Below are 22,618 nucleotides of genomic sequence, written 5' to 3'. Positions count from 1 at the left end.
TTGTCCTTTATTGTTGCACTTCATATACCTGGCTATTTTTATTAAAGCCTAATAACCGCCCGTGCTCTTACCGCCTTGTGCAAGAACCACACCTGAGCTTGTCCCTAACCGAGTCGCGCCTGCGGCAATCATCGCTTTCGCTGTTTCCAGATCGCGAACGCCGCCGGATGCCTTTACCCCGATATGATCGGAAACACTGCCGCGCATTAAGGTGATATCCTCAACGGTCGCGCCGCCTTTGCCGAAGCCGGTCGACGTCTTAATGAAGTGGGCGCCAGCCTCTTCAGAAAGCTTGGAAGCGATTTTCTTTTGATCATCGTTCAGATAACCGGTTTCCATTATGACTTTCACAATAGCTTTGCCTTCCACCGCTTGAACGACTTTGCGAATATCGTCACGAACATAGTCATAGTCGCCGCTAATCAGGGATCCGATGGCTAACACCATATCGACTTCAAGCGCGCCTTGCTCCACCGCTTTAGCCGCCTCTAACGCCTTGGTCTCGCTGGTGCTTGCCCCTAAAGGGAAACCGACAACCGTACAGACTTTCACATTGGAACCTTTCAGCAACTCTGCGCAAAGCGATACCCATTGGGAATTGACGCATACACTAAAAAAATGATGTTCCTTCGCTTCCTGACAAAGCTTCTCAATATCTTCTTTCTTCGCTTCCGCCTTTAGTAACGTGTGATCAATATATTGGGTTATTTCTTTTTGAAAATCATTGCTCATTGTCCATCCACCTCATAACCTAATTTGTGTAAAGCCAGTTGTAAAACTTCGTCGTTATTATCATAACCATGCTCCCGTTGGCGCATCCAAGCATCCTGCAACTCACACCATTCCACGCCGCGAATCTCTTCCACCTGCGCTTGTAGCGTGCCTGAGGCGGCTTCCACCAGATAATAATGAACCTCTTTGTCAACTGTCCCGTGAACCTGAGATTGGTATTGATAACGGATCGTATGCAACGGCTCTACAATGCGCCCCTGAATACCCGTTTCTTCAATGATTTCCCGCAGCGCTGTTTCTTCCACGGTTTCGCCTTGCTCCATTTTGCCTTTGGCTAGAGAAATCTTGCCGTACCGATCCTGAATTAACTGTACCTCTTTACGACCTTCGATCTCGCGATATACGACACCGCCTGCTGAAATTTCCTTCATATCCCTCAACTCCTTATGTACAAAAAGGAACAAGGATTCCATCCCGCCCGCAGGCGTTACGATGAAACCCTCTGTTCACTCTGTTTATCTAATTAAACAGCTGCGGCTGACTTCAACACAACCGGAGCATCTTCGATCACACGCACAAAATCAGCCTTACATTCATTCACGCCGGCTTCTGTTACTTTTACGCGGCATAACTTGCCGATCATGTCTTCGGTACCGTTAAAGACCACTTGAATGTAGTTATCGGTGTAACCCATGACGAGACCGGATCCCGGGGCGCCTTTGTAATCCCTCTCCGGAATAACATCCAACACCTCGCCGACGAACTGCTTGGCGTAATCCAGCTGCATCCTCTCGGACAGATCAATGAGTTCGTGAACACGGCGGTTCTTTTCTTCCTCGTCCACTTGATCTTCCATACGCGCCGCGGGGGTGCCGGTCCGTTTAGAATAGGGGAACACGTGCATTTCAGCGAATTTCATTTGTTCCATGTAACGGTAGCCCGTCAGGAACATCTCTTCGGTTTCGCCGGGGAACCCGACAATTACGTCAGTTGTAATCGCTACGCCAGGCATAATTTCATGAAGCTTTGCAATTTTCCCTGCAAACTCTTCTACCGTATACTTGCGGCGCATCCGCTTCAAAACCGTATTGTCGCCGGCTTGCAACGGAACATGCAGATGCCGGCACATTTTGTCCGAATTTTTCAGTACGTCAATGACCTCATCGGTGATTTGGCTTGCCTCGATGGACGAAATACGGATACGCTCCAACCCTTGGACTTTGTCCAGATCACGCAGAAGATTGTGCAGCTTATAATCCTCCAAATCGTCCCCGTAGCCGCCCGTATGAATGCCTGTCAGCACGATTTCCTTATATCCGGCCGCTACAAGGGCTTCGGCCTGCTGAATGACACTTTGCGGTTCACGGCTGCGGGAAAGCCCCCGTGACCATGGAATGATGCAGAAGGTGCAGAAATTGTTGCAGCCTTCCTGAATTTTAAGAAACGCGCGCGTACGATCCGAGAAATCCGGAACGTCCAATTCCTCAAAGTTCCGTGTTTTCATAATGTTACGCACCGCATTAATCGGTTGGCGTTCCGCGCGGAACTGCTCGATAAATTCCAGAATCTTCTCACGGTCCTGTGTTCCGATGACCAAGTCCACACCGGGAATTGCCATGATTTTAGCTGGCGACGTTTGCGCGTAGCAGCCCGTAACCGCGATAATCGCGTCCGGATTGCGGCGAACGGCTCGCCGTATAATTTGCCGGCTTTTCTTGTCGCCGGTATTCGTTACTGTGCATGTATTGATGATATAAACATCCGCTGTCGCCTCAAAGTCGACTTGTTCGTAGCCGGAACCTTTAAACAGCTGCCAGATCGCCTCTGTATCATAGAAGTTCACTTTACAGCCTAGTGTATAAAATGCAACCGTCTGGGCTGTTGTCGCGGCCAAAGTTGTAGTCATATCAGTTTCCTCCCATCTCGCCGGTTTCATATAAAATACAGGTCAACGCGGTCATGGCCGCGGTTTCCGTACGCAAAATTCTGCGTCCCAGAGAAATTGCGCGGGCGCCTGCCGCTTCCGCCTGTTCTACTTCATTCTCGGTAAAGCCGCCTTCAGGTCCGATTAGCAGCAGAACTTTCTTCATCTGATCCTGCTGGACCGCTTGTTGCAGGAGCGCTCTGAATTGCAGCCCTTGTTCTTTCTCATAACAAATCATCGTCAGGTCAAAATCAGCCGAAAGCTGAAGCAACGACTTCCATGAACGCATCGGTTCAACCTCGGGAACACGGTTGCGATGAGCCTGTTCCGCGGCTTCTTTGGCAATCTTATTCCATCGCTCAAGACGCTTGGCTTCCTTCTTAGCATCATATTGAACAACGGTACGCTCGGATTCGAAAGGTATAAAGCGATGGGCGCCGATTTCAGTGCATTTCTGAATCACGATCTCCATCTTGTCGCCTTTCGGCAAGCTTTGGGCAACCCAAACTTTAACTTCAGGCTCGGCATCCATCGCCAGTTCTTCTATAATAGAGGCGGTCACCTGACCTGTCTCGATCTCTTGAAGTTCAACAAGCGCTTCGCGGGACTCTCCGTCGCTGCAAATGACCTTGTCTCCCGCGCGGGCACGCATCACTTTCACCAGATGATGAGCGTCATCTCCCGTAATCCGAACGGTATTGTTGTGTGTAAATTGTTCCTTCTTGAGGAAATAACGTTGCATCAAGCTCTCAACCTTTGCGTGGTAGAATAGGCTGGTATGCCTTCAAATATCCAAACATCATCTTACAACTTTTAGATTCGTATGGCTACCCTTTTACACGAATTGTCAGCAGTCTGTTACATCCCGAAAATGGAACCGATGATGTTGCCGAATAACAGGAGAATGTGATCGCTCAAACTGAACAACGGAACAATGGTAACGCGGCTGAGCGGCGGAATGAATACGAGCAACAGAAAAATAAAAGCACCCCAGTGTTCATACTGCGACATCTTCGCCCGAATCGGTTGCGGAGCCAAGTCTTCTATGATCCGGTAACCGTCTAACGGCGGTAAGGGAATCAGGTTAAACAAGAACAAGGTGATATTCAACGAGATTAAGTATTTAAAAAAAGTAACAAGCGCGGTAATCGAGCCTGTGCTTAAATTCTCAATGGCTCCCAAATAATCAAGCAGGTAAAAAAGAAAGAGTCCGATAAAAACAATTAACAAGTTGCTCACCGGTCCGGCAAGGGAGACGAAGATGCTCATCATCCGCGGCTTCTTGAAATAACTGCGGTTCACCGGGACAGGCTTGGCCCATCCGAAGCCGGCGATAAAGATCAGAATCGTTCCGAATATGTCCAAATGAGCCATCGGATTCAACGTTACCCGTCCGCGGTCTTTGGCCGTCGGGTCACCGAATTTCCACGCCGTGTAAGCATGAGCAAATTCATGAACAGACAGGCCGATCGCCAGCGAAAGCAGAACAAACGGCCATTCTTCTATCGGAAACCTAAAGAAGTTTGCGGAGTCCATTCTTCACCTTAACCCTTTCTCGCGACGAACGCGTACCAGTCCTGATCCGTATTCCTGGCGTCAATCGCGAAGCCGGCCGCAACCAGCGCCTCTTCCACAACATCCGCTTTGTTCTTCCAGATCCCGGATACGATATAGTATCCGCCTTGTTCCAACACCTGATAAACATCATCGATAAACAGCATTATAATCTCGGCAAGGATGTTGGCAACCACTACTTTAACCGGAATGTGAACGCCGAACTGCTTCTTCGCCGCTTCCCCGTCTGCCTCACTTGTTTGAAAGACGCCAAGCAGATCGCTTAACTTAACGGTAATTTGCTCTTCCATCCCGTTCAATCGCGAGTTTTCCGTTGCGCTGGACACGGCAACCGGATCTAAGTCCACGGCAAGCACATGCCTTGCGCCTAATTTAATTGCACCTATGGCAAGCACGCCTGAACCTGTACCTACATCAATCACATCATCCCCTTGCTGAATGACGCTCTCCAGCGTGCGTAAGCAGAGTGCGGTAGTCGGATGTGTTCCGGTTCCGAAAGCCATGCCCGGGTCGAGTTCAATAATCAGCTCATCCGACTGCGGCGTATAATCTTCCCAAGTCGGTTTGATCGTCAAGCGTTCCGTAATCCGCAATGGCTTAAAGTACTGCTTCCACGCCGTTGCCCAATCCTCTTCATCAACCTCGCGTACGCTCATCTCCGCTTTACCGGCATCGATGCCGAATTCACTCAACTCGGCTGTTGATTCGCGAATGTGATTCATTGCCGCTTCCACATCAACATCTTCGCCAAAATATCCTTTAATGACCGCTTCGCCTTCCGGAATGTCATTCAGAGGATGTTCATACCATTGACCGAGTGATGTGTCCCTCGGACGGTTTAACGACCCCGATTCTTCGATGGACACGCCGCCCGCTCCAAGCTCATGCATAAAGTTGGAGATCATCTCCGTTGCCATTTCCGTTGTATGTATTGTAATTTCATGCCAGCGCATGTGTTTTCCCCCTTGATTACCTGCTTAGGTGATCCATTTTGTGAATAAACATATAAAGTCTATTGTACTATAAAAAACGCCAATCACAAAACGAACACGGACGCCTTTCCCCGGCAAAATAAAAGACAGACCGCCTCAGGGCGAATCTGTCTCTTTAAGTGAATCAACCCACACTACATTTGTCCGCCGGCGTCCCGAATTACTTGCAGCGCCTGATGGTGGTTATCCTCGTCTACGACCGCCGTCAACAGGATATCCCTCCCGGTCGGCCCGCCCTGACCGCCGTCGCTCATCCCGCTAGCACTAACACTGGCCGCTGCCAGTATACCCGCTCCCGGAGATGAAATGCCTGCGTTCAGTGTCATGGTTGCCAAGGAAGGAACATCTCCCGTGGTCGGATTCATGATGCTGTTCATGCCGGTACCCGGGTACATGCCGAACCGGTCAATCGATACTTCGACAGCCCGCAATGCCATCAACTTTGCTTTAACTTCCTCTGCCTGTTCGGGGGTGTTGAAATAGGCCAGAATATTTTTCTCAGCCATCGCTTAAGACTCCTGACGCTCATCCGCCGCGGCCCCTCGGTCCTGCGCCTGCTTGTCGTTGCGGTCGGCCAGCTCTTCGGAATACTCTACATCTTCGTTCTTGGAAACCGGCAATCTGCGACCTACTGAAACATTGAAATTCGCGGGTTTATATGTATTGTTCATATTCGCCATTCTATAACCTCCTTGTGAAATGGTATTTCAGGATTAGTGTGGCATGCCGCGCATAGGATTATGCATTTAGGGCTAACCCTATAAGTAAATGCTAACCAACGGAGGTACCTAGATGAACAAGAATATACTGATTGCAGCTTTAATATTCACCGGCGCGAATGTTGCGCCTATACACACTAATGCCGTTCAAGGCCAGCCGCCCGCCTATGCCAAATGGGGACTGATTGCGGTTAAAGAAACACAGAAAGCATATAAGAACGCCCCCATCACCGATTACTTGTTTATTGGTCAAACCAAACTTTCTGCAAGCCGCGTTCAGGAGCGGTTCAAGTTGATTGTACGGAAACAGACGGGATTAATTGGTGTGTTTGTGACCATTACCCATGAGGTTCCATCGGATCGCATCATCTCTGTTGAACTAAGTGAAACCAAACCTTAAACTTTAATGATGATAAAAGAGTCAACTTATTGCATTCATTTTTACATTCACTTATAATTACTTATAAATCACTTAATACACTTAATAATTCATTAATATATTAAGATTATTAAGTAATTGTAAGGGATGGTGCAACAAATTGTATCAAGAGGAACGCATTCAAGCCATTTTGAGTCATATGGCGGAGTACGGTCGAGTGAATATCGGAGATATTTGTACCTTGTTTGAAGTGTCACGGGATACGGCAAGACGTGATTTGGTGAAGATGGATGAACTTGGATTGATTATACGAACTCACGGAGGCGCAGTCCTTCCCCTTAAACCTAAGGAAATTTACCCTTATAAAGATCGGCTCACACGCGAATCCACCGGCAAAATAAACATCGGGCGCTATGCGGCTTCACTTATTGAAGACGGGGATACTGTCATCCTGGATGCATCCACTACCGTTCAGTATGCGGCGGAACGCATTACGAGTCTGAACGTTACCGCGGTGACGAATTCTATAGATATTGCGGACACTTTATCCGGCAAGGATAATGTGCGAACCTATCTGTTGGGCGGTGAGCTTCATCCGAGGCACCGTTTTCTTTATGGTCCTGCCACGATCGCCAAGCTTGCGGAATACCGCGCGGATAAATTGTTGTTGGGAGCAGGAGCGATTGCGGAAGAGGGACTCTTTTTCCCCTATGAAGATGAGGGTTTTGTAAAAAGAGAGATGATTCGACGGGCCAAACAGGTCATTTTGCTTGCGGATCATACCAAGTTCGATAAATCTATGTTCTTCAAAATAGCCGATTTGGAAGCTGTGAGCTTAATGATTACGGACCTCCCCCCTAAACCTGACATGATGAATTACCTGGAACAACATCAAATCGAACTGATTATCGTATCGGAGGAAAATACGCATGATAAAAATGATAGTAAGTGATTTGGATGGCACCTTGTTGACACACGAAGGATCTATTCATCCCCAAGATGCGGAGGCCGTTGCCAGGGCGCATCGCGACGGTTATGAAATCTGTTTCGCTTCCGGTCGAATGTATGGTGAACTTGGAACCGTCATGGATCGGTTTGGTCTGCGGTTTCATGCTGTCGGACAGAACGGAGCTACCGTACACCGCCTTGATAGACTGCTAGGCTCGTCTAAATTCCCCTCGGCGTTGGCTTCCGAGCTATATACCCTGGCGGAGACTTTAGACCTCGTCCATTTCGTTCATTGTAATAATGATGCTTATTATTTCCCTGAGCGCAATGAACGCACGATTCCGATTGAGAAGCGTTTGCTAATTCCCGGTACGGAACTGAGAGATTTAAGAGGTGCGCTGAGCCGTGCGGAAATCGAACCTTGTAAAATTACTTTCCTGGGAGAATTGACCGCTTTGCGCCGCCTGCAAGCTCAACTTAACGTGAAATTTCCCGGGAAAATTGAAACGTATATCGCGGATGTCGATTGTCTGGACGTCATGCCGCTAGGCATTTCCAAAGGGGCTGGATTGACCATGTTGGCTAAAGAGCTTGGGTTAAGAAATGACGAGATTGCATGTATCGGCGATTCCTTTAATGATATTTCCATGTTTGAATTTACTCCGCACAGCTACGCCATGCAAGGCGCCGCTGAAGGGGTTCGCCAAGCGGCTAACTTTGTGGTTCCTTCCGTTGCGGATGCGATCGCCCGTGTTTATCGCTATAACGCGATGGAAGAGAAGATTGGTTGAGCTCCAATTGCCCCCCTAATACAAAGAAGACCTGTACCGAATTCATCGGCACAGGTCTTCTTTGTATTAATCCACGTCTGTCGTATCTGTAATATTACTTTGTGTTTCAGTCTTCAAAGCTGCTTGTTTAGCCGCTTCCGCAGCCGCAGCCGCTTCGGATTCCGGCGTTTTTGTAAGCTCATAATCCAAAGCGTCGTGAGCGGCATCCAAATCCTCCGGCTTGACTACAATGTAGGGAGAAACCCAATCCCCTTCCAAGTGCACAAAGTTAATATCTTCTTTGTGAACACCCATATAGGTTTGGATAAAATCTTTCAATTGACCGGAAGATAAATCGGTCTTTACATGTTTCCCCATAATGTCCATCATGGAACCAAATTTAGCTACACCGTCGACGGAGGCCATTTTGTCCAGTAGCTTTCCTAAAACCTGTTGCTGCCTCTCATTACGCTCACCGTCTGTCGAAGGCTCCGTTCCGCGATTGGATTTACGGTATCGTACAAAGTCCAGCGTTTCCTTTCCGTTCAGATGCTGCACCCCTTGCTTCAAATCTATATTCGTGCCGTCCCAGGTATCCACGTAGCGCATATCCATATCCACATCAATCGTTAAACCGCCGAGCTCATCCACGATCTCTTCAAAACCTTCGAAATCAATCGTAACCATATGATCCATCGGCAGATCGACCACATCTTCAAATACTTCCTTCGTTTTTGCGAAAGCCGTATCTTTATCTTTTAGGTAAAAGTGTGGAAAATAATAGTTTGCTTTACGGTTGCTGAGTCCCTCGGGAGACAACTCCAAATCGCGGGGAATAGAAACCACCGTGGCGGATTTCATCTTCGGATTAAGTGAGATTGCCATTAACACATCGGAATTCATACTTCCGGTTTTCTCCCTATGGTCTATACCGGCTAACAAGATTGTCATAGGTTTCAGATTAGCCGGCTTAGGTTTAGGCTTCTCATCTGACGAAGAATCCCCGCCGTTGTTCACAGCCATATTGTCTAGCATCGCATCTGCTTTACTGTATAGGTAACCCGCATATACACCTGTGCCCAAGATAACCAGCAAAAGCACGATGCCTGTGTACTTCGCTACTTTTTTCCACATTGGTAATAACCTCTTTCGCTTTCGTGATGATCTTTTCATTGTACAAGCTTTAATTTCAAAAAGTGTTACAATTCCGTTAACATTTACTGATGACGCATCATCTGATCATAAATTCGCAGGCCAGGCGTCATTTCGGACCGTCTTTCCGCTTGTTGTCAATCATTACCACTGGATATCGTTCCCTAAACAACAGGCTTGTTCCTTTTATTAAAGCATAAAACCCGTTCCATCAGCTATTCAGCTTCTGAAACGGGATTTATGAGGAGAGGGATCCAATTCCTTAATCCCCTAAGAACGCCTTCTTCAAACGATCAAAGATGGATTGGTGATTCGAGTGCGTCGTGTCGTTAATCGAACCGCCAAACTGGAGCAGCATCTCTTTCTGTTCTTCCGTCAGGTTCGTAGGTGTGACGAGCACCGCTTTCACGTGCTGGTCGCCTTGGCCATAGCCGCGAAGACGCGGCACGCCCTTCCCTTTCAGACGGAAGTAAGTTCCGGTTTGGGTACCGGCAGGAATCTTCAACTTCACTTTCTCGGTTAGGGTAGGGATTTCAATTTCATCGCCCAATGCCGCTTGCGCGAATGTTAACGGCACTTCACAGTACACATCATCGCCTTCACGTTCGAAGAACTCATGAGCCTTAACGCGCAGAACGATGTATAGATCGCCTGCAGGCCCCCCGCGTGTACCGGGCTCCCCTTCGCCGGAGATGCGTAGCTGCGCTCCTTCATCCACGCCAGCGGGAATTTTCACATGTATTTTGCGTTGCTTCTTCACTTTACCCGAGCCGTGACATGTATTGCAGCGGTCCTTAATGACTTGGCCGCGTCCGGAACATGTCGAACATACTCTGCGATTGACCATACGTCCGAAAGCGGTGTTCTGCACAACCTCTTGCTGACCGGAGCCTTTGCAAGTCGTACATGTTTCGGGCTTTGTTCCCGGCTTCGCACCGTTACCGTGACAAGTGTCGCAATCTTCTGTCCGAGGAATCGTGATGTCGGTTTCTTTGCCGAAAATCGCTTCCTTAAATTCGATCGTCATCGAGTATTGCAGATCATTCCCTCGTTGCGGAGCATTCGGGTCGCGCTGTCTGCCGCCGCCGCCAAAAAACATATCAAAAATGTCCCCGAAACCGCCGCCGTTGAAATCCGCACCGCCGCCAAAGCCTTGGTTCGGATCCACATGGCCGTGACGGTCGTAGGTAGAGCGCTTCTGATCATCGCTAAGGACGTCGTACGCTTCCTTCGCTTCCTTGAACTGATCTTCGGCATCCGCCGCCTTGTTTACGTCCGGATGCAGCTTGCGCGCCGCTTGGCGGTAAGCTTTCTTAATATCATCGGCCGACGCGTTCTTATCTACGCCCAGCACTTCATAGTAATCACGTTTAGACACTCTTCCACCCCCATAGAAAACCGCAAAAGGAAGTCAAAGCCAAGGCGTTTCCTGACTTTGACTTCCGTTCACAGATCCATTAAGCATATTATTTTTTGTCGTTTTCGTCTACCACTTCATAGTCGGCGTCAACCACATTATCTTTTCCTTTACCGCTGTCCGCGGCTGCGTCGCCAGCGAAGCCTTCGCCTTCGCCAGCTTGTGCGGCTTGCTCATAAAGCTTCACGGACAGAGCTTGAACAATCGCTGTAAGTTCTTCGGTTGCGGCTTTAATCTCATCCAGGCTGTCGCCTTCAAGAGCTTTCGTAACCTTTTCCTTAGCTTCGTTAGCTTTATCGATCTCGGATTGGTCTACTTTATCGCCCAGATCTTTAATCGTTTTATCCACGCTGTAGACCAGTTGGTCCGCTTCGTTACGCGCTTCTACCAATTCTTTACGCTTACGGTCTTCTTCCGCATGCAATTCAGCGTCCTTCATCATTTGTTCGATTTCAGCATCGCTTAAACCGGAAGAAGAAGTAATGGTGATCTTCTGGCTCTTGCCTGTGCCTTTATCCAGAGCGGAAACATTCACGATCCCGTTCGCATCGATGTCGAAAGTAACTTCGATTTGTGGAACGCCGCGCGGCGCCAAAGGAATGTCACCCAAAGTGAAACGACCCAGCGTCTTGTTACCGGCAGCCATAGAGCGCTCCCCTTGCAACACGTGAATTTCAACGGCCGGTTGGTTATCCGCATACGTGGAATACACTTGGGATTTACTTGTAGGAATCGTTGTGTTGCGCTCGATCATCTTCGTGAACACGCCGCCCGCAGTTTCGATACCCAGAGATAATGGCGTTACATCCAGCAATACAACGTCTTTCACGTCGCCTGTCAGTACACCGGCTTGAACCGCTGCACCAAGGGCAACCACTTCATCCGGGTTCACGCCTTTGTGCGGATCTTTACCTGTCAATTTCTTAATCGCTTCCTGAACCGCAGGAATCCGTGTGGATCCGCCGACAAGAACAACCTTGGACAGATCGTTAGGCGTCATACCCGCATCGCTAAGCGCCTGACGGGTTGGTGCCAGTGTTCTTTCCACCAGGTTCGCGGAAATTTCTTCAAACTTCGCGCGAGTCAGGTTAACCTCTAAATGCTGAGGCACGCCGTCTACTACAGTAATGAACGGTAGAGAAATCGTCGTTGTCAGAACGCCGGACAAGTCTTTCTTCGCTTTCTCCGCAGCATCCTTAAGACGTTGAACCGCTGCTTTATCCTTGCTAAGGTCGATGCCTTGTTCTTTCTTGAATTCAGCTACCAGGTAATCAATAATCACTTGGTCAAAATCATCGCCGCCCAGCTTGTTATCGCCGGAAGTCGCTTTAACTTCGAAGAAGCCGTCGCCAAGCTCCAGAATGGATACGTCAAACGTACCGCCGCCCAAGTCATAAACAAGGATCGTCTGGTCTTCCGTTTTCTCTAAGCCGTAAGCCAGCGCCGCCGCCGTAGGCTCATTGACGATCCGCAACACTTCAAGACCCGCGATTTTGCCGGCATCCTTCGTTGCTTGACGTTGAGCGTCATTGAAATAAGCAGGTACCGTGATTACAGCTTGTGTAACCGATTGGCCCAAGTAAGCTTCGGCATCGGATTTCAGCTTCTGCAGGATAATCGCGGAAACCTCTTGAGGTGAGTATTCTTTACCGTCAATGGATTCCTTGTGGTTCGTACCCATATGGCGTTTGATCGACATGATTGTGCGATCCGGATTCGTTACCGCCTGACGCTTCGCCGTTTCACCGACAATACGTTCTCCGTCTTTCTTGAAGCCTACCACGGACGGTGTAGTTCTGTTGCCTTCCGGGTTTGGGATAACTACGGCTTCGCCGCCTTCCATAACAGCTACGCAAGAGTTCGTTGTACCTAAGTCAATACCGATTACTTTACTCATAAATAAGAATCCTCCTCAATATTTAAGCTCTTGTGCTTACTTTAACCATGGCCGGACGCAATACTTTGTCCTTCAGTCTGTAACCCTTCTGCAACTCTTCCACAACGGTTCCTTCTTCGTGTTCATCCGTTTCCACTTGCATGATCGCCTGGTGGAATTCCGGATTAAACGGCTGGCCAACCGATTCAATTGCAGTCAGTCCTTCAGAAGTCAGCACGCTGTCAAACTGGCGGAAAATCATATCCACACCTTTGGCGAAAGACTCAAAGTCTTGGTTGTCCTTGCTTGCCGCAAGAGCGCGCTCGAAGTTATCCAGCACGGACACGAGTTGCTCCAACACTTTCGAAGAAGCGTATTTCGCCAGTTCTTCTTTCTCTTGACGTGTACGGCGGCGGAAATTCTCAAAATCAGCTTGCGTGCGCAGATAGCGTTGGTTATTCTCCTCCGCAAGCGCGCTTAAGCGCTCCAGTTCATCTTGCTCAACCGGTTGCTGTGAATCTTCCGCTGAACCCTCCACCTCTGTATGCGAAGCCGCATTCGTGTCTGCTTGTTCCGCATTCACCTCTGCATGCTCTGTATTCTGCTCTTCTTGCGTTTCTATGGATTGGGAATTTTCTTGATTATCGTTCAAACTCACCTTCCATTTCACCTCCTTAAACTGGTAATCGTCAGCATTCAGTATGCACTATCTCTATTTAAAGCATAAGTCCCTTGAGAACTTAAAGCTCCGGCATTGATTTCATCTTGATGACCGTATGGATTCGTAGAATGGCTCCAGCTACTTCACTGGCGGCTTTCAACGCATGAATCTTGACCAAAGCCGGATCCACAATGCCTTGTTCCAGGCAGTCCATCAACTTGCCCGTATCGCAATCAATCCCGATGCGGTCCGTATCTTGCGCGAGTTGAGCCGCCTTAGCTTGCTCCACCTTCTCTAACGGATTGAAGCCGGCATTCACGACAATCTGCGCCAACGGCTTGCGAAGCGCCTGAATGACAGCTTCGACACCGAACGCTTCCATATCTTTTACGGTTTCCCGGTAGCGTTCCAGTTCCCGCGCCACGGCGATCTCAACGGCGCCTCCGCCGGGCAGGTAGCCGCCGCGGAGCGCCGCTTGAACCGCCGATGCCGCGTCTTTGGCGATGCGAGCGCGCTCACCCACGACTTCATGTGTTGAAGCGCCGACGATGATTGTCACCATCGGTATGTTGCTTCCGCCAATGACCCGTATTCTGCTGATCTTCTCGTCATAGGACACTTTAAGAGCCAATCCGAGGTAACGACTTAAATCATCTTTGGTCTTATGTAGACCGATTCGCTTGAGCGGTCTGGCGCCGGTATGCTCGCAAATCAGCTGTAAATCGGCCTTCGATACGCGTTGCAGCACCATGATGCCCAGATCTGTAAAGAACTGCTCAGCTTCCTGATGAACTCCGCGGTCGGCCGCAATGAATTTGATGCCGAGTTCGGCAAGCTTCTTAAGATTCGCGCGGAAAAGCTCCTTGTTCTCCATGTACTGGCGGAATCCCAGTTCCGTGGAAAGCGCTTCTTCATCGACCGGATCCGGCTCCAGCGCATCGTGCAGAACGAGTACGCGGGCGTCTTCCTGGTCGATTTCCATCTGCATGTTCATCGGCTTCTTGTGCAGCAAGAGTCCCGGCCATACCTCATTGCCGGCCTTCTCGTGCGACGTCACCGCGTCGGCGAACACAAGTCCCGGATCGCGTAGCCGATCCGGGCCAAGCACCTGCGCCGCCTCAATGACGAGGCGCGCAATGTCCGCGTGCTCCCGTCCGGCGATAAACGCCGTACGATGGAGCAGCGGGTCGTCCAATCCCTCGACGGGGATGGACCGCCTTCTCAGCGACTCTGCCGCCAGCAGAGCCGCTTGTTCAATGCCGCGCACCACCTTGGCAGCGGGTACGCCTTTCATCACCTGGGCGACGCCTTCGTTCAGCAACGCCCCTGCAAGCACCGTTGCGGTCGTTGTACCGTCGCCCACTTGCTCTTGCTGGGCATGCGCGACTTGGATCAACAGGCGCGCCGCGGGATGGGTCACATCCATCTTCTCCAGGATCGTGACCCCGTCGTTCGTGATGATGACTTCGCCCTGAGGGCCGACAAGCATCGTGTCCAGCCCCTTGGGGCCGAGGGTCCCCTCGACCGCCGAGCATATGGCGCGAATCGCGCCTGCGTTATTCGTCAGCGTGGCGTAACGTTCTTCGCCGTCTGGATTGATCTGCTTCTGGGTCACAGGTTCTCGTTCCCTTCAGGTAACTTCTATAGTACGTCTATTCTGGATGCATCGTTTCACCATTCGGTTATTTATACCAGCGGCCCATTACCAGCGCCAAATCTTTGGAAAGTACGTTCATCAGTGAAATCACTTTAGCGTAATCCATTCTTGTCGGACCTAGAATTCCGATTGTGCCTAATTGTTGACCTTCCAGCGTATACGTTGCCGTAATTAAGCTGCAGGCCTGGATTGCTTCCATGTTATTCTCTGCGCCGATCCGGACCTGAATTCCTTCAGGGGCCGATGTAAACATCTTAACCCATGTAGGCGTTTCTTCAAAAAGGTCCAGAATCGTTTTCACTTTGTCCACATCCTTGAACTCGGGCTGCGCCATAATGTTCGTGGTACCGCTTAGAAACAGCTTGGAATGCTGCTCTCCTGCAAATACACTGTTCAGCATACCCAGCATATCCTCGTAACCTGTCACATACCGGCTTAGCTCCTGCCCTACTTCTGTGTGAAGCTTGGATTTCAAGTGCAGAAGCGGCACACCGGCCAGCTTGCTATTCAGAATGGAGACAATCTTCTCGAGCTCGGAAGCCTGGATGCCCTCCGGCAGCTTCACAGTCTTGTTCTCCACATGGCCCGTGTTCGTCACGATAATCGCAACGGCCGTGTCCTCATTCAGCGGAAGCAGCTGAACATGACGAAGCGTCGTAGAGAAAACTTCGGGACCCAGGACGATGGAAGTATAGTTAGTTAAATTGGACAAAATGGAAGCGGCATGCTGAATGACATGCTCCATTTCCTGAATACGTTCAGCAAAAAAAAGCTTTAACACATCCAGTTCATGCTTGCCCACGTCGCCTAATTTCACAAGATGGTCTACATAATAGCGATACCCTTTATTGGAGGGAATCCGCCCAGCCGAAGTGTGAGGTTGCTCCAGAAACCCAAGCTCCTCCAAATCGGACATTTCATTGCGGATTGTAGCAGGACTGAACCCGACTTCGCCGCGCTTGGAGATACTCCTGGAACCGACCGGTTCGGCAGAGCGAATGTAATCATCTATAATTGCGTTAAGAATAAGCCTTTGCCGTTCCGTTAGCATAACCGGGAATCCTCCTTCTTTGTGCGCTTGATTGGATCATCGTTTCTTGTCGTTAGCACTCGAGTTTAGTGAGTGCTAAGCTTTAATACAAAAATACCAAACCAACTTGACGTTGTCAAGTCAGTTCAGCATCTTCAAAACAGCTATTTCATCACAACAATCCCGCTTCTTGCAATGAACACAATCCGTCCAGACTTTCTCTGGAAAAATCTCTTTATCTACAACAGTGAAACCACTTTTCACGAAAAATGCAACCTCATACGTGAGAGCCATCACCTTGGGAATCCCTTGCGCTCTAGCCTCTTCGATCAGGAAGTCCACCAGTTTGCCGCCGATGCCCTGCCCTTTGTAACCGTCCGTAATACCGAGCGAACGAATTTCCACAAGATCTTGCCCGAGTTTGCATAAAGACCCACAACCGATTACCGTACCGCCCTGCTCCGCAACAACAAAAGTGTCGATCATCCTCAGCAACGCTTCCCGTGATCTTGGCAGCATAATGCCCTGTTCCGCATAACCTTGTATCAGTTTGTATAATGTATCCACGTCATCTGCCGTCGCCTTGCGACATAGGGTACCTACAGATACCAACACCCGCACCACCGTCCGCCTTCAAAAGTAATATGAATAAATATACAATATAATGTGATATTTATTCAATACTTTTTTAACCCCAAAACACTCCCTGGTTATTCTCATCCACAATCTTAAGTTGTCGTTCGAAGTCCGAATGCGGTTTAATGTCGCCCACATGATGCCACTTGGATTTGCTGTCACTCCAGTACACTTTCCACATCTGTTCATCCAGCCTGAACTGCGCTATCGGTATTTGGACTCTCGATTCTGAGCGAAATGCGGGTCTGTCTTCAAATAAAGTTACTGTTTCCCCTCTGAATTTGTATTTAATCTGATATTCATCTTGAAGATGCTTTGGGATTTTGTTGCAATATTTATCAAGAATTTTGGTTAGTCTTGTTTTGGTGAATGGATCCAGCATTATAATCACTCCGTTTTGCCTTATTAAGATTCTGTATAAAATATAATTCGATTTCCAAAAGGATCGGTCAACGTCATCTCCCTGGTCCCCCAAGGGGTGCGCTCAATGGCCGGTTTGGCGTACTTGTAATTTTTGCTCAAAATATCGGTATGTAGTTGCTGAAGCTCCGGCGTCTCCATTCGAACGGCCGAACCCGGGGAGCAGTCTCCGTGATGTTCGCTAAGATGTAGAGTAACACTCCCTTTCGACACTTGCATGTACAGGGGCATACCGGGTTCAAAACGGTGCTCCCAATCCACTTGAAAGTCCAGGAGGTCAACATAGAACTCTCTAGCCTTCGTCTCATCAAACATTCGAAAAATCGGTGTGATTGCTGAAGCCATGTCGTCACTCCTTTTTTGAGTATAGAATCATGAATATGCTTGTTGCAGCGCTTCTTTAAAGACATGAATAGGCTCTTTATAATCGATAGGACTATAAATTGAACGGTTTAACCAGCGCAGCCGCTCCTCGTTTGTTTCAGATTTATTATAAGAAACTTCGGTATATATCATCATTTCATTCATCGTACCCAGCACACTTCGACTGTCTGTTTTCGTAATCCATATCTCATCCGCGCTGCTCAAATATGTATTCACTACGTGTTCTTCTATTTCTTCGGCTAGCATATAGCTCCTTAGTTCAGTTCGAAACGTTTCAAATAGTTTTGCGGGTTGTGCAGAACGGATCCCGGATATAATCAAACACAAGCGACTATAATCATTTACAAATATAATCAACTTTCGATTTCTTAACTTATACATATTTACATGCCAACTGCTGAGGGGCGAGGTAATATGTATTTCGGATGGCGGTACTTTCATGTCTTTGAGCAATTTCTGGGTGCATTTGAGTACAAACACTTTTTTCATTCCTTTCAAAATTGATGAGGCTTATCTACATTTTGGACAAAATATAAAAATGCTGCTATAAAATATGCTAAACAAACTGTGATGACGAATGTATTCGCATTAAAATATTGATTATTCACATGAATTGTTAGGCCTGTTGTGATCGCGTCAATGTATGTCTCATCTACTTCACCAAATTTGCTCTGATAGGCTTCGGCCAATAAAGTCTTGTACAACTTAAACCGATGAATTTGATACACCACACCCGCGATCATGTACAGTAAGCTCATTCCCACCGTTACCCTAAGAAACCGATTCGAAGGATCCCGGGCGCTGAGCCATCGCCTCCATTGGACGACCAGCAACACCCATAGAACCGTAATGGGCACTAAAAGCAAAATAGACGGATTACCGTTACCCGATGACCTACCCGGTGTAGCTGTAGTCATCTCACCGAATTTCATCACCGCTAAGAGCAATAGAAGTGTAATAACAAGATACTTAACCTTTTGCGACATTCTATTACCTCCCCGCGTACTCATAACGGTGAATACCGAAATCCTCCAACTGCGAGTTCAAGATCGCTTCCCTAAGCGGATGCAAGCTAGGCGTGAAACGGACTTCAATATTTATTTCCAATAACTTTTCCAGCAAATGATCCATGGCGGTTATTACGATGGGAGTTACTTTTTGCTCAGAAATATAGTAGCCTGCCGTCTCGTCGAATAACTTGAAGCTCTCTCCAGGCAACGTATATCGATACAATGTCGTGTTGCTAATCGCGCTGTACCAGCGGGTCTCGATGGTCATGATCCGAACTGCCGAGGTACATCCGAAAAATTTATCGACCGTCTCCTCGCTTAACCCATCTGTTCGAGTGTACACAATTCTGGGACAGTTGCGCGGAACATAGAACGAATACGAATGCTCCTCATCAATCGCCCACACGACTGGAGGCATATCTTGACGGTTTGCCTTCACCCGAGGGTGGAAGACCGTGATATTGGGTTCCTCGCTGAAATGGTATAAGTTAAATTGTATAATAGCCACTCCTTCATTTCCAAAATAAAAAACATCCTACCTCTTAATCTCTTCCACTGCAGGATAACTCTATCCATCCACGAACCGAACAATAACTCGAACACATCAATTATTACTACACCCCGGAACCAATGCTGTACCCTAAATATTCAAGAAACAGATTCTTTTTCCTCTGACTGGATAAAAAGCACACAAAAAAAGACAGAAATGCAAACTCGCATCTCTGTCTTCTCATCTGCCGCTATCCTTCCACAAATGCGCCAAACACTTCGTTCCCCAAAATAATTCCTGCTTCGGAGAGCCGATATCCGTCGCTTTCCGAGATACGCTCAATCAAGCCTTGCCCTAATAGTCGAGCCAGCTTGTCGCCGAACACATCCTCCATCGACGCGCCGCCGAACTGAGCGGAGAAATCGACTGCACTGACACCTTCCAGCAGCCGCAGACCGACCATCATAAAGTCCTCCATCGCTTCCTGCTCGGACACCTCCGATGTGTCCAGTAACGGCAGCCCGTTGCGCGTCGCATCAATGTAGTTCTGCACGCCCTTAATATTGATATGCCGTTGACGGCGGGCATACCCATGGGCACCGGCACCAATGCCATAGTAGGCTTCATTCTTCCAGTACTTCGAGTTATGCCGAGATTCGTATCCCGGCTTCGCGAAGTTGCTGATTTCGTACTGCTGGAACCCTGCCTCCCTAAGACGCGCCATGATCGTCTCGTACATGGACACTTCCTCATCCTCATCCGGCAATGGCAGTTGATTCCGCTGATACATCGCGTGGAACAACGTGCTCTCTTCGACTTTCAGTCCGTAGATCGAATAGTGTTTAAGATCAAGAGCAAGCGCCTTGTCGAGCGTATCATTCAGAATCGCTAGCGTCTGCTTTGGCAAGCCGAACATCAAATCGATGGACAGATTGCTGAAGCCTACTTTATTTGCATTCTCAATGGAACGATATACATCGTCCGTATTGTGAATACGTCCAATCCGCTCTAGCAACTCGTTATCGAATGACTGGACGCCGAACGAAATGCGGTTTACACCGCCTTCACGCATCGCTTGCAGTTTATTGATATCCGTTGTGCCCGGGTTCGCTTCCATGGAGAACTCCAGATCCGTCGCCTGATCGGGAAAATACGTGCGAACAAGTTTCAGGAAGTGCGCCATCTGATCCGGCAGAAGCACCGTCGGCGTTCCACCGCCCACGAAGATTGTCTCGATCCGCCCCGGCGGCAGCTTCTTCACCGTAAGCTCCATTTCCCGCTCCATTGCGTCCAGATAATCCATGACCGGCTGGCCTTTCAGAACATAAGAGTTGAAATCGCAGTAGTGACATTTGTTCGTGCAAAAAGGAATGTGTAGATAAACCGCATTCGGGTCTTTATGGGTAATCGCTCTTTGTGTAGGTTGAATAACGGACATATATTGTCCCCCCTTTCTGTGTGAGAATGAATCCAAAAAACACGAAGACTGCGGGTGATCCCACAGTCTCTGGTGAATCCATTATTGATGCATCGGACTATTTCAGCCGAGACTAATCGTCGATCTTAAGCACCGCCATGAACGCTTCTTGCGGCACCTCTACACTGCCGACCTGCTTCATGCGTTTCTTACCTTCCTTCTGCTTCTCCAGCAACTTCCGTTTACGGGAGATGTCACCGCCGTAACACTTGGCTAATACGTTCTTACGCATCGCCTTAACGGTTTCACGGGCAATAACTTTCGTTCCGATGGAAGCTTGGATCGGCACCTCGAACATTTGGCGAGGGATCAATTCCTTCATCTTCTCGCAAATGACGCGGCCGCGGTTAAACGCACGATCTCTGTGCACGATTACGGACAGAGCATCGACTTGTTCGCTGTTTAACAGGATGTCCATCTTCACCAGATTGGACTTCTTGTAACCGGACAATTCGTAGTCGAAGGAAGCATAACCCTTGGTGCTGGATTTCAGTTGATCGAAGAAATCATAGACGACCTCGGACAACGGAAGATCGTAACTAAGCGTAACCCGATTCGTATCCAGGTATTCCATATTAATGAACTCGCCGCGCTTACCTTGGCACAGCTCCATTATAGCTCCTACGAAATCATTAGGTACAATGATCGCCGCTTTTACGAATGGCTCCTCAACGAAATCTATCTTCTGTACGTCCGGGAAGTTGGACGGGTTGTCGATGTTAAGTGTCTCGCCGCTCGTCAGCGTAACCTTAAAGATAACGCTTGGGGCCGTTGTAATTAACGGAATGTTAAATTCACGTTCAATCCGCTCTTGGATAATTTCCATATGCAGCAGCCCCAGGAATCCGCAGCGGAATCCAAACCCGAGCGCCGTGGAAGTTTCCGGTTCATAACGCAGCGAGGCGTCATTCAACTCCAATTTCTCCAAAGCTTCGCGCAGATCGTTGTAGTCCGATGTCTCAATCGGATACAAACCGCAGAATACCATCGGATTAATCCGGCGGTAACCGGCAAGCGGTTCCAGCGTAGGATTCTTCGCGTCCGTAATGGTATCCCCGACACGCGTATCTTTCACGTTCTTGATTCCGGCAACAACGAAGCCTACATCACCGATGGTCAGCTCGTCCACCGAGCCCATGCGCGGTTTAAACGCGCCGACTTCGATAACTTCGAACTGAGCGCCGGTAGCCATGAATTTGATTTTCGTACCTGCTTTAATCGTTCCGTCAATAACCCGTACATAAACAATGACGCCTTTGTATGGATCATAGTGGGAATCAAAGATTAGAGCCTTCAAAGGACTGTCCGGATCGCCGGTAGGCGCAGGCACTGTCTTAACGACTTCTTCCAGAATTTCCTTAATCCCGATGCCTGATTTCGCAGATGCCAGAACGGCGTTGCTCGTGTCAAGACCGATTACATCTTCAATTTCTTGCTTCACCCGCTCCGGATCGGCGCTCGGTAAGTCGATCTTGTTAATGACCGGGATGATTTCCAGGTTGTTATCCAAGGCGAGGTAAACGTTGGCCAGTGTCTGCGCTTCAATTCCTTGCGCTGCATCCACGACAAGCAATGCGCCTTCACAGGCGGCCAAGCTGCGAGATACTTCGTACGTAAAATCGACGTGCCCAGGTGTATCGATTAAGTTAAGCAAATAAATTTCACCGTCATCCGCTCTGTACTGCAGACGAACGGCCTGTAGCTTGATGGTGATGCCCCGTTCCCGTTCCAGATCCATCTGGTCGAGCACTTGTTCCTGCATTTCCCGTTGCGTTAAAGCACCGGTATATTCTAGAATGCGATCCGCTAATGTAGATTTACCGTGATCTATATGTGCAATGATTGAAAAGTTGCGAATGCGCGATTGGCGCTCCCTGACGTCTGACATGCGTAACCCCCGCTTGCTCCGAATTAAATACATTTCATTATACCAGTTCGCGGAGTTACCAGCAATGTTTACATCAACAGCTCCGTTATTTCAGCACTTTATCAAAAAGGCCGACCACCCATTGAATGCCATGATGCGATACAACTTGAAGCAGGTCACCCGTCTTATTGGCGATCTGGCTGGTGGTCGCCATCTCCGTTACAAGCGGACTGTCTGGGCCGATCTGCGGAGATGTTGTTTCCGCCGCAGATGGTTGGGGGGTAACCGGTGCCGGGGTCGGCGCGGGCACCGGTGTAATCGCAGGGGTTGGTGTCTGTAGTATAATGGTTGTTCCGGCCGCCGTTGGCTGAACAGTGACGGGAGTGAACGGACCTTGAACACTTTCCGTCCCGTTCTGGGCAATTTCAAGCCCGTAACAAACCCCCAGCGCGATTAAGCTAATGACCAACAATGTTTTTAACGATTGTTTCTTCGCTTTCAT

The 22,618-nt window shown here is 48.8% G+C and carries 26 protein-coding genes; 3 read left to right on the top strand and 23 right to left on the bottom strand.

Annotated elements, in window-relative coordinates; all coding sequences use genetic code 11:
- Nucleotides 1-48 precede the first annotated feature (48 nt).
- From deoC to SY83_RS22815, 8 genes are all read right to left on the bottom strand, one after another.
- Entirely contained in the window at nucleotides 49-732 is a 684-nt protein-coding gene (deoC, locus tag SY83_RS14625) for a deoxyribose-phosphate aldolase (RefSeq protein ID WP_068607715.1), read from the bottom strand.
- Complete coding sequence (locus SY83_RS14620) at nucleotides 729-1,163, bottom strand: NUDIX hydrolase (protein WP_068607713.1); 435 nt, start codon at nucleotides 1,161-1,163, stop codon at nucleotides 729-731. The genes deoC and SY83_RS14620 overlap by 4 nt, the downstream gene beginning before the upstream one ends.
- Nucleotides 1,164-1,255: 92 nt before the next feature.
- Complete coding sequence (gene mtaB, locus SY83_RS14615) at nucleotides 1,256-2,638, bottom strand: tRNA (N(6)-L-threonylcarbamoyladenosine(37)-C(2))-methylthiotransferase MtaB (RefSeq protein ID WP_068607712.1); 1,383 nt, start codon at nucleotides 2,636-2,638, stop codon at nucleotides 1,256-1,258.
- Between the two features lies 1 nt (nucleotide 2,639).
- Nucleotides 2,640-3,398 (bottom strand): 16S rRNA (uracil(1498)-N(3))-methyltransferase, encoded by a 759-nt coding sequence (locus tag SY83_RS14610; protein WP_068607710.1) that lies wholly within the window; start codon nucleotides 3,396-3,398, stop codon nucleotides 2,640-2,642.
- 116 nt (nucleotides 3,399-3,514) lie between these two features.
- Entirely contained in the window at nucleotides 3,515-4,192 is a 678-nt protein-coding gene (locus SY83_RS14605; RefSeq protein ID WP_068607708.1) for a site-2 protease family protein, read from the bottom strand.
- An 8-nt stretch (nucleotides 4,193-4,200) separates the two neighbouring features.
- Nucleotides 4,201-5,184 (bottom strand): 50S ribosomal protein L11 methyltransferase, encoded by a 984-nt coding sequence (prmA, locus tag SY83_RS14600; RefSeq protein WP_068607706.1) that lies wholly within the window; start codon nucleotides 5,182-5,184, stop codon nucleotides 4,201-4,203.
- A 173-nt stretch (nucleotides 5,185-5,357) separates the two neighbouring features.
- On the bottom strand, nucleotides 5,358-5,729 hold the full coding sequence (locus SY83_RS14595) for a hypothetical protein (RefSeq protein WP_068607705.1): 372 nt from the start codon (nucleotides 5,727-5,729) through the stop codon (nucleotides 5,358-5,360).
- A gap of 3 nt (nucleotides 5,730-5,732) precedes the next feature.
- Entirely contained in the window at nucleotides 5,733-5,903 is a 171-nt protein-coding gene (locus SY83_RS22815; RefSeq protein WP_082882554.1) for a YfhD family protein, read from the bottom strand.
- A 112-nt stretch (nucleotides 5,904-6,015) separates the two neighbouring features.
- Here SY83_RS22815 and SY83_RS14590 point away from each other — a divergent pair, with 112 nt between their 5' ends.
- From SY83_RS14590 to SY83_RS14580, 3 genes are all read left to right on the top strand, one after another.
- Entirely contained in the window at nucleotides 6,016-6,342 is a 327-nt protein-coding gene (locus SY83_RS14590; protein WP_068607702.1) for a DUF3889 domain-containing protein, read from the top strand.
- 139 nt (nucleotides 6,343-6,481) lie between these two features.
- Nucleotides 6,482-7,273, top strand: a complete 792-nt coding sequence (locus SY83_RS14585) for a DeoR/GlpR family DNA-binding transcription regulator (protein ID WP_068607700.1) — start codon at nucleotides 6,482-6,484, stop codon at nucleotides 7,271-7,273.
- Nucleotides 7,251-8,060, top strand: a complete 810-nt coding sequence (locus SY83_RS14580; protein ID WP_068607698.1) for an HAD family hydrolase — start codon at nucleotides 7,251-7,253, stop codon at nucleotides 8,058-8,060. Before SY83_RS14585 ends, SY83_RS14580 begins: the two co-directional genes overlap by 23 nt.
- A gap of 66 nt (nucleotides 8,061-8,126) precedes the next feature.
- Here the strand turns inward: SY83_RS14580 and SY83_RS14575 are convergent, their stop codons facing one another.
- The 15 genes from SY83_RS14575 to SY83_RS14505 form a co-directional block, all read right to left on the bottom strand.
- Nucleotides 8,127-9,173 carry an LCP family protein gene (locus tag SY83_RS14575; RefSeq protein ID WP_068607696.1) on the bottom strand — a complete coding sequence of 349 codons (1,047 nt, stop codon included), beginning with the start codon at nucleotides 9,171-9,173 and terminating at the stop codon, nucleotides 8,127-8,129.
- A 280-nt stretch (nucleotides 9,174-9,453) separates the two neighbouring features.
- Complete coding sequence (gene dnaJ, locus SY83_RS14570) at nucleotides 9,454-10,569, bottom strand: molecular chaperone DnaJ (protein WP_068607694.1); 1,116 nt, start codon at nucleotides 10,567-10,569, stop codon at nucleotides 9,454-9,456.
- A gap of 88 nt (nucleotides 10,570-10,657) precedes the next feature.
- Entirely contained in the window at nucleotides 10,658-12,505 is a 1,848-nt protein-coding gene (gene dnaK / locus SY83_RS14565; RefSeq protein ID WP_068607692.1) for a molecular chaperone DnaK, read from the bottom strand.
- 22 nt (nucleotides 12,506-12,527) lie between these two features.
- The gene (grpE, locus tag SY83_RS14560; protein ID WP_068611119.1) at nucleotides 12,528-13,136 is read right to left on the bottom strand and encodes a nucleotide exchange factor GrpE; all 609 of its coding nucleotides are present in this window, start codon (nucleotides 13,134-13,136) and stop codon (nucleotides 12,528-12,530) included.
- Nucleotides 13,137-13,224: 88 nt separating this feature from the next.
- Nucleotides 13,225-14,760, bottom strand: coding sequence for a TCP-1/cpn60 chaperonin family protein (locus SY83_RS14555; RefSeq protein ID WP_068607690.1), 1,536 nt, complete (start codon nucleotides 14,758-14,760; stop codon nucleotides 13,225-13,227).
- Nucleotides 14,761-14,827: 67 nt separating this feature from the next.
- Nucleotides 14,828-15,853, bottom strand: coding sequence for a heat-inducible transcriptional repressor HrcA (gene hrcA / locus SY83_RS14550; protein ID WP_068607688.1), 1,026 nt, complete (start codon nucleotides 15,851-15,853; stop codon nucleotides 14,828-14,830).
- Between the two features lie 120 nt (nucleotides 15,854-15,973).
- Nucleotides 15,974-16,453 carry an N-acetyltransferase gene (locus SY83_RS14545; RefSeq protein ID WP_231891260.1) on the bottom strand — a complete coding sequence of 160 codons (480 nt, stop codon included), beginning with the start codon at nucleotides 16,451-16,453 and terminating at the stop codon, nucleotides 15,974-15,976.
- Nucleotides 16,454-16,520: 67 nt separating this feature from the next.
- The gene (locus tag SY83_RS14540) at nucleotides 16,521-16,850 is read right to left on the bottom strand and encodes a DUF3024 domain-containing protein (RefSeq protein ID WP_068607686.1); all 330 of its coding nucleotides are present in this window, start codon (nucleotides 16,848-16,850) and stop codon (nucleotides 16,521-16,523) included.
- Nucleotides 16,851-16,873: 23 nt separating this feature from the next.
- Nucleotides 16,874-17,233 carry a glyoxalase superfamily protein gene (locus SY83_RS14535; RefSeq protein WP_068607684.1) on the bottom strand — a complete coding sequence of 120 codons (360 nt, stop codon included), beginning with the start codon at nucleotides 17,231-17,233 and terminating at the stop codon, nucleotides 16,874-16,876.
- 27 nt (nucleotides 17,234-17,260) lie between these two features.
- On the bottom strand, nucleotides 17,261-17,761 hold the full coding sequence (locus SY83_RS14530; protein ID WP_231891259.1) for a DUF6933 domain-containing protein: 501 nt from the start codon (nucleotides 17,759-17,761) through the stop codon (nucleotides 17,261-17,263).
- Between the two features lie 5 nt (nucleotides 17,762-17,766).
- Nucleotides 17,767-18,258 (bottom strand): hypothetical protein, encoded by a 492-nt coding sequence (locus SY83_RS14525; RefSeq protein WP_068607680.1) that lies wholly within the window; start codon nucleotides 18,256-18,258, stop codon nucleotides 17,767-17,769.
- A 4-nt stretch (nucleotides 18,259-18,262) separates the two neighbouring features.
- Nucleotides 18,263-18,790: a DUF6886 family protein gene (locus SY83_RS14520; RefSeq protein WP_231891258.1), complete on the bottom strand. Its 528-nt coding sequence runs from the start codon at nucleotides 18,788-18,790 to the stop codon at nucleotides 18,263-18,265.
- A 232-nt stretch (nucleotides 18,791-19,022) separates the two neighbouring features.
- Nucleotides 19,023-20,210 carry a radical SAM family heme chaperone HemW gene (gene hemW, locus SY83_RS14515; protein WP_068607679.1) on the bottom strand — a complete coding sequence of 396 codons (1,188 nt, stop codon included), beginning with the start codon at nucleotides 20,208-20,210 and terminating at the stop codon, nucleotides 19,023-19,025.
- Between the two features lie 112 nt (nucleotides 20,211-20,322).
- Nucleotides 20,323-22,137 carry a translation elongation factor 4 gene (gene lepA / locus SY83_RS14510; protein ID WP_068607677.1) on the bottom strand — a complete coding sequence of 605 codons (1,815 nt, stop codon included), beginning with the start codon at nucleotides 22,135-22,137 and terminating at the stop codon, nucleotides 20,323-20,325.
- 85 nt (nucleotides 22,138-22,222) lie between these two features.
- Nucleotides 22,223-22,618 carry a hypothetical protein gene (locus tag SY83_RS14505; protein ID WP_068607675.1) on the bottom strand — a complete coding sequence of 132 codons (396 nt, stop codon included), beginning with the start codon at nucleotides 22,616-22,618 and terminating at the stop codon, nucleotides 22,223-22,225.

Origin of the sequence: Paenibacillus swuensis (assembly GCF_001644605.1) — a bacterium.
GTDB classification, from domain to species: Bacteria; Bacillota; Bacilli; order Paenibacillales; family DY6; genus Paenibacillus_N; species Paenibacillus_N swuensis.
The sequence above is the reverse complement of the archived record's forward strand: the minus strand, read 5'-3'. Positions and strand labels throughout refer to the sequence as shown.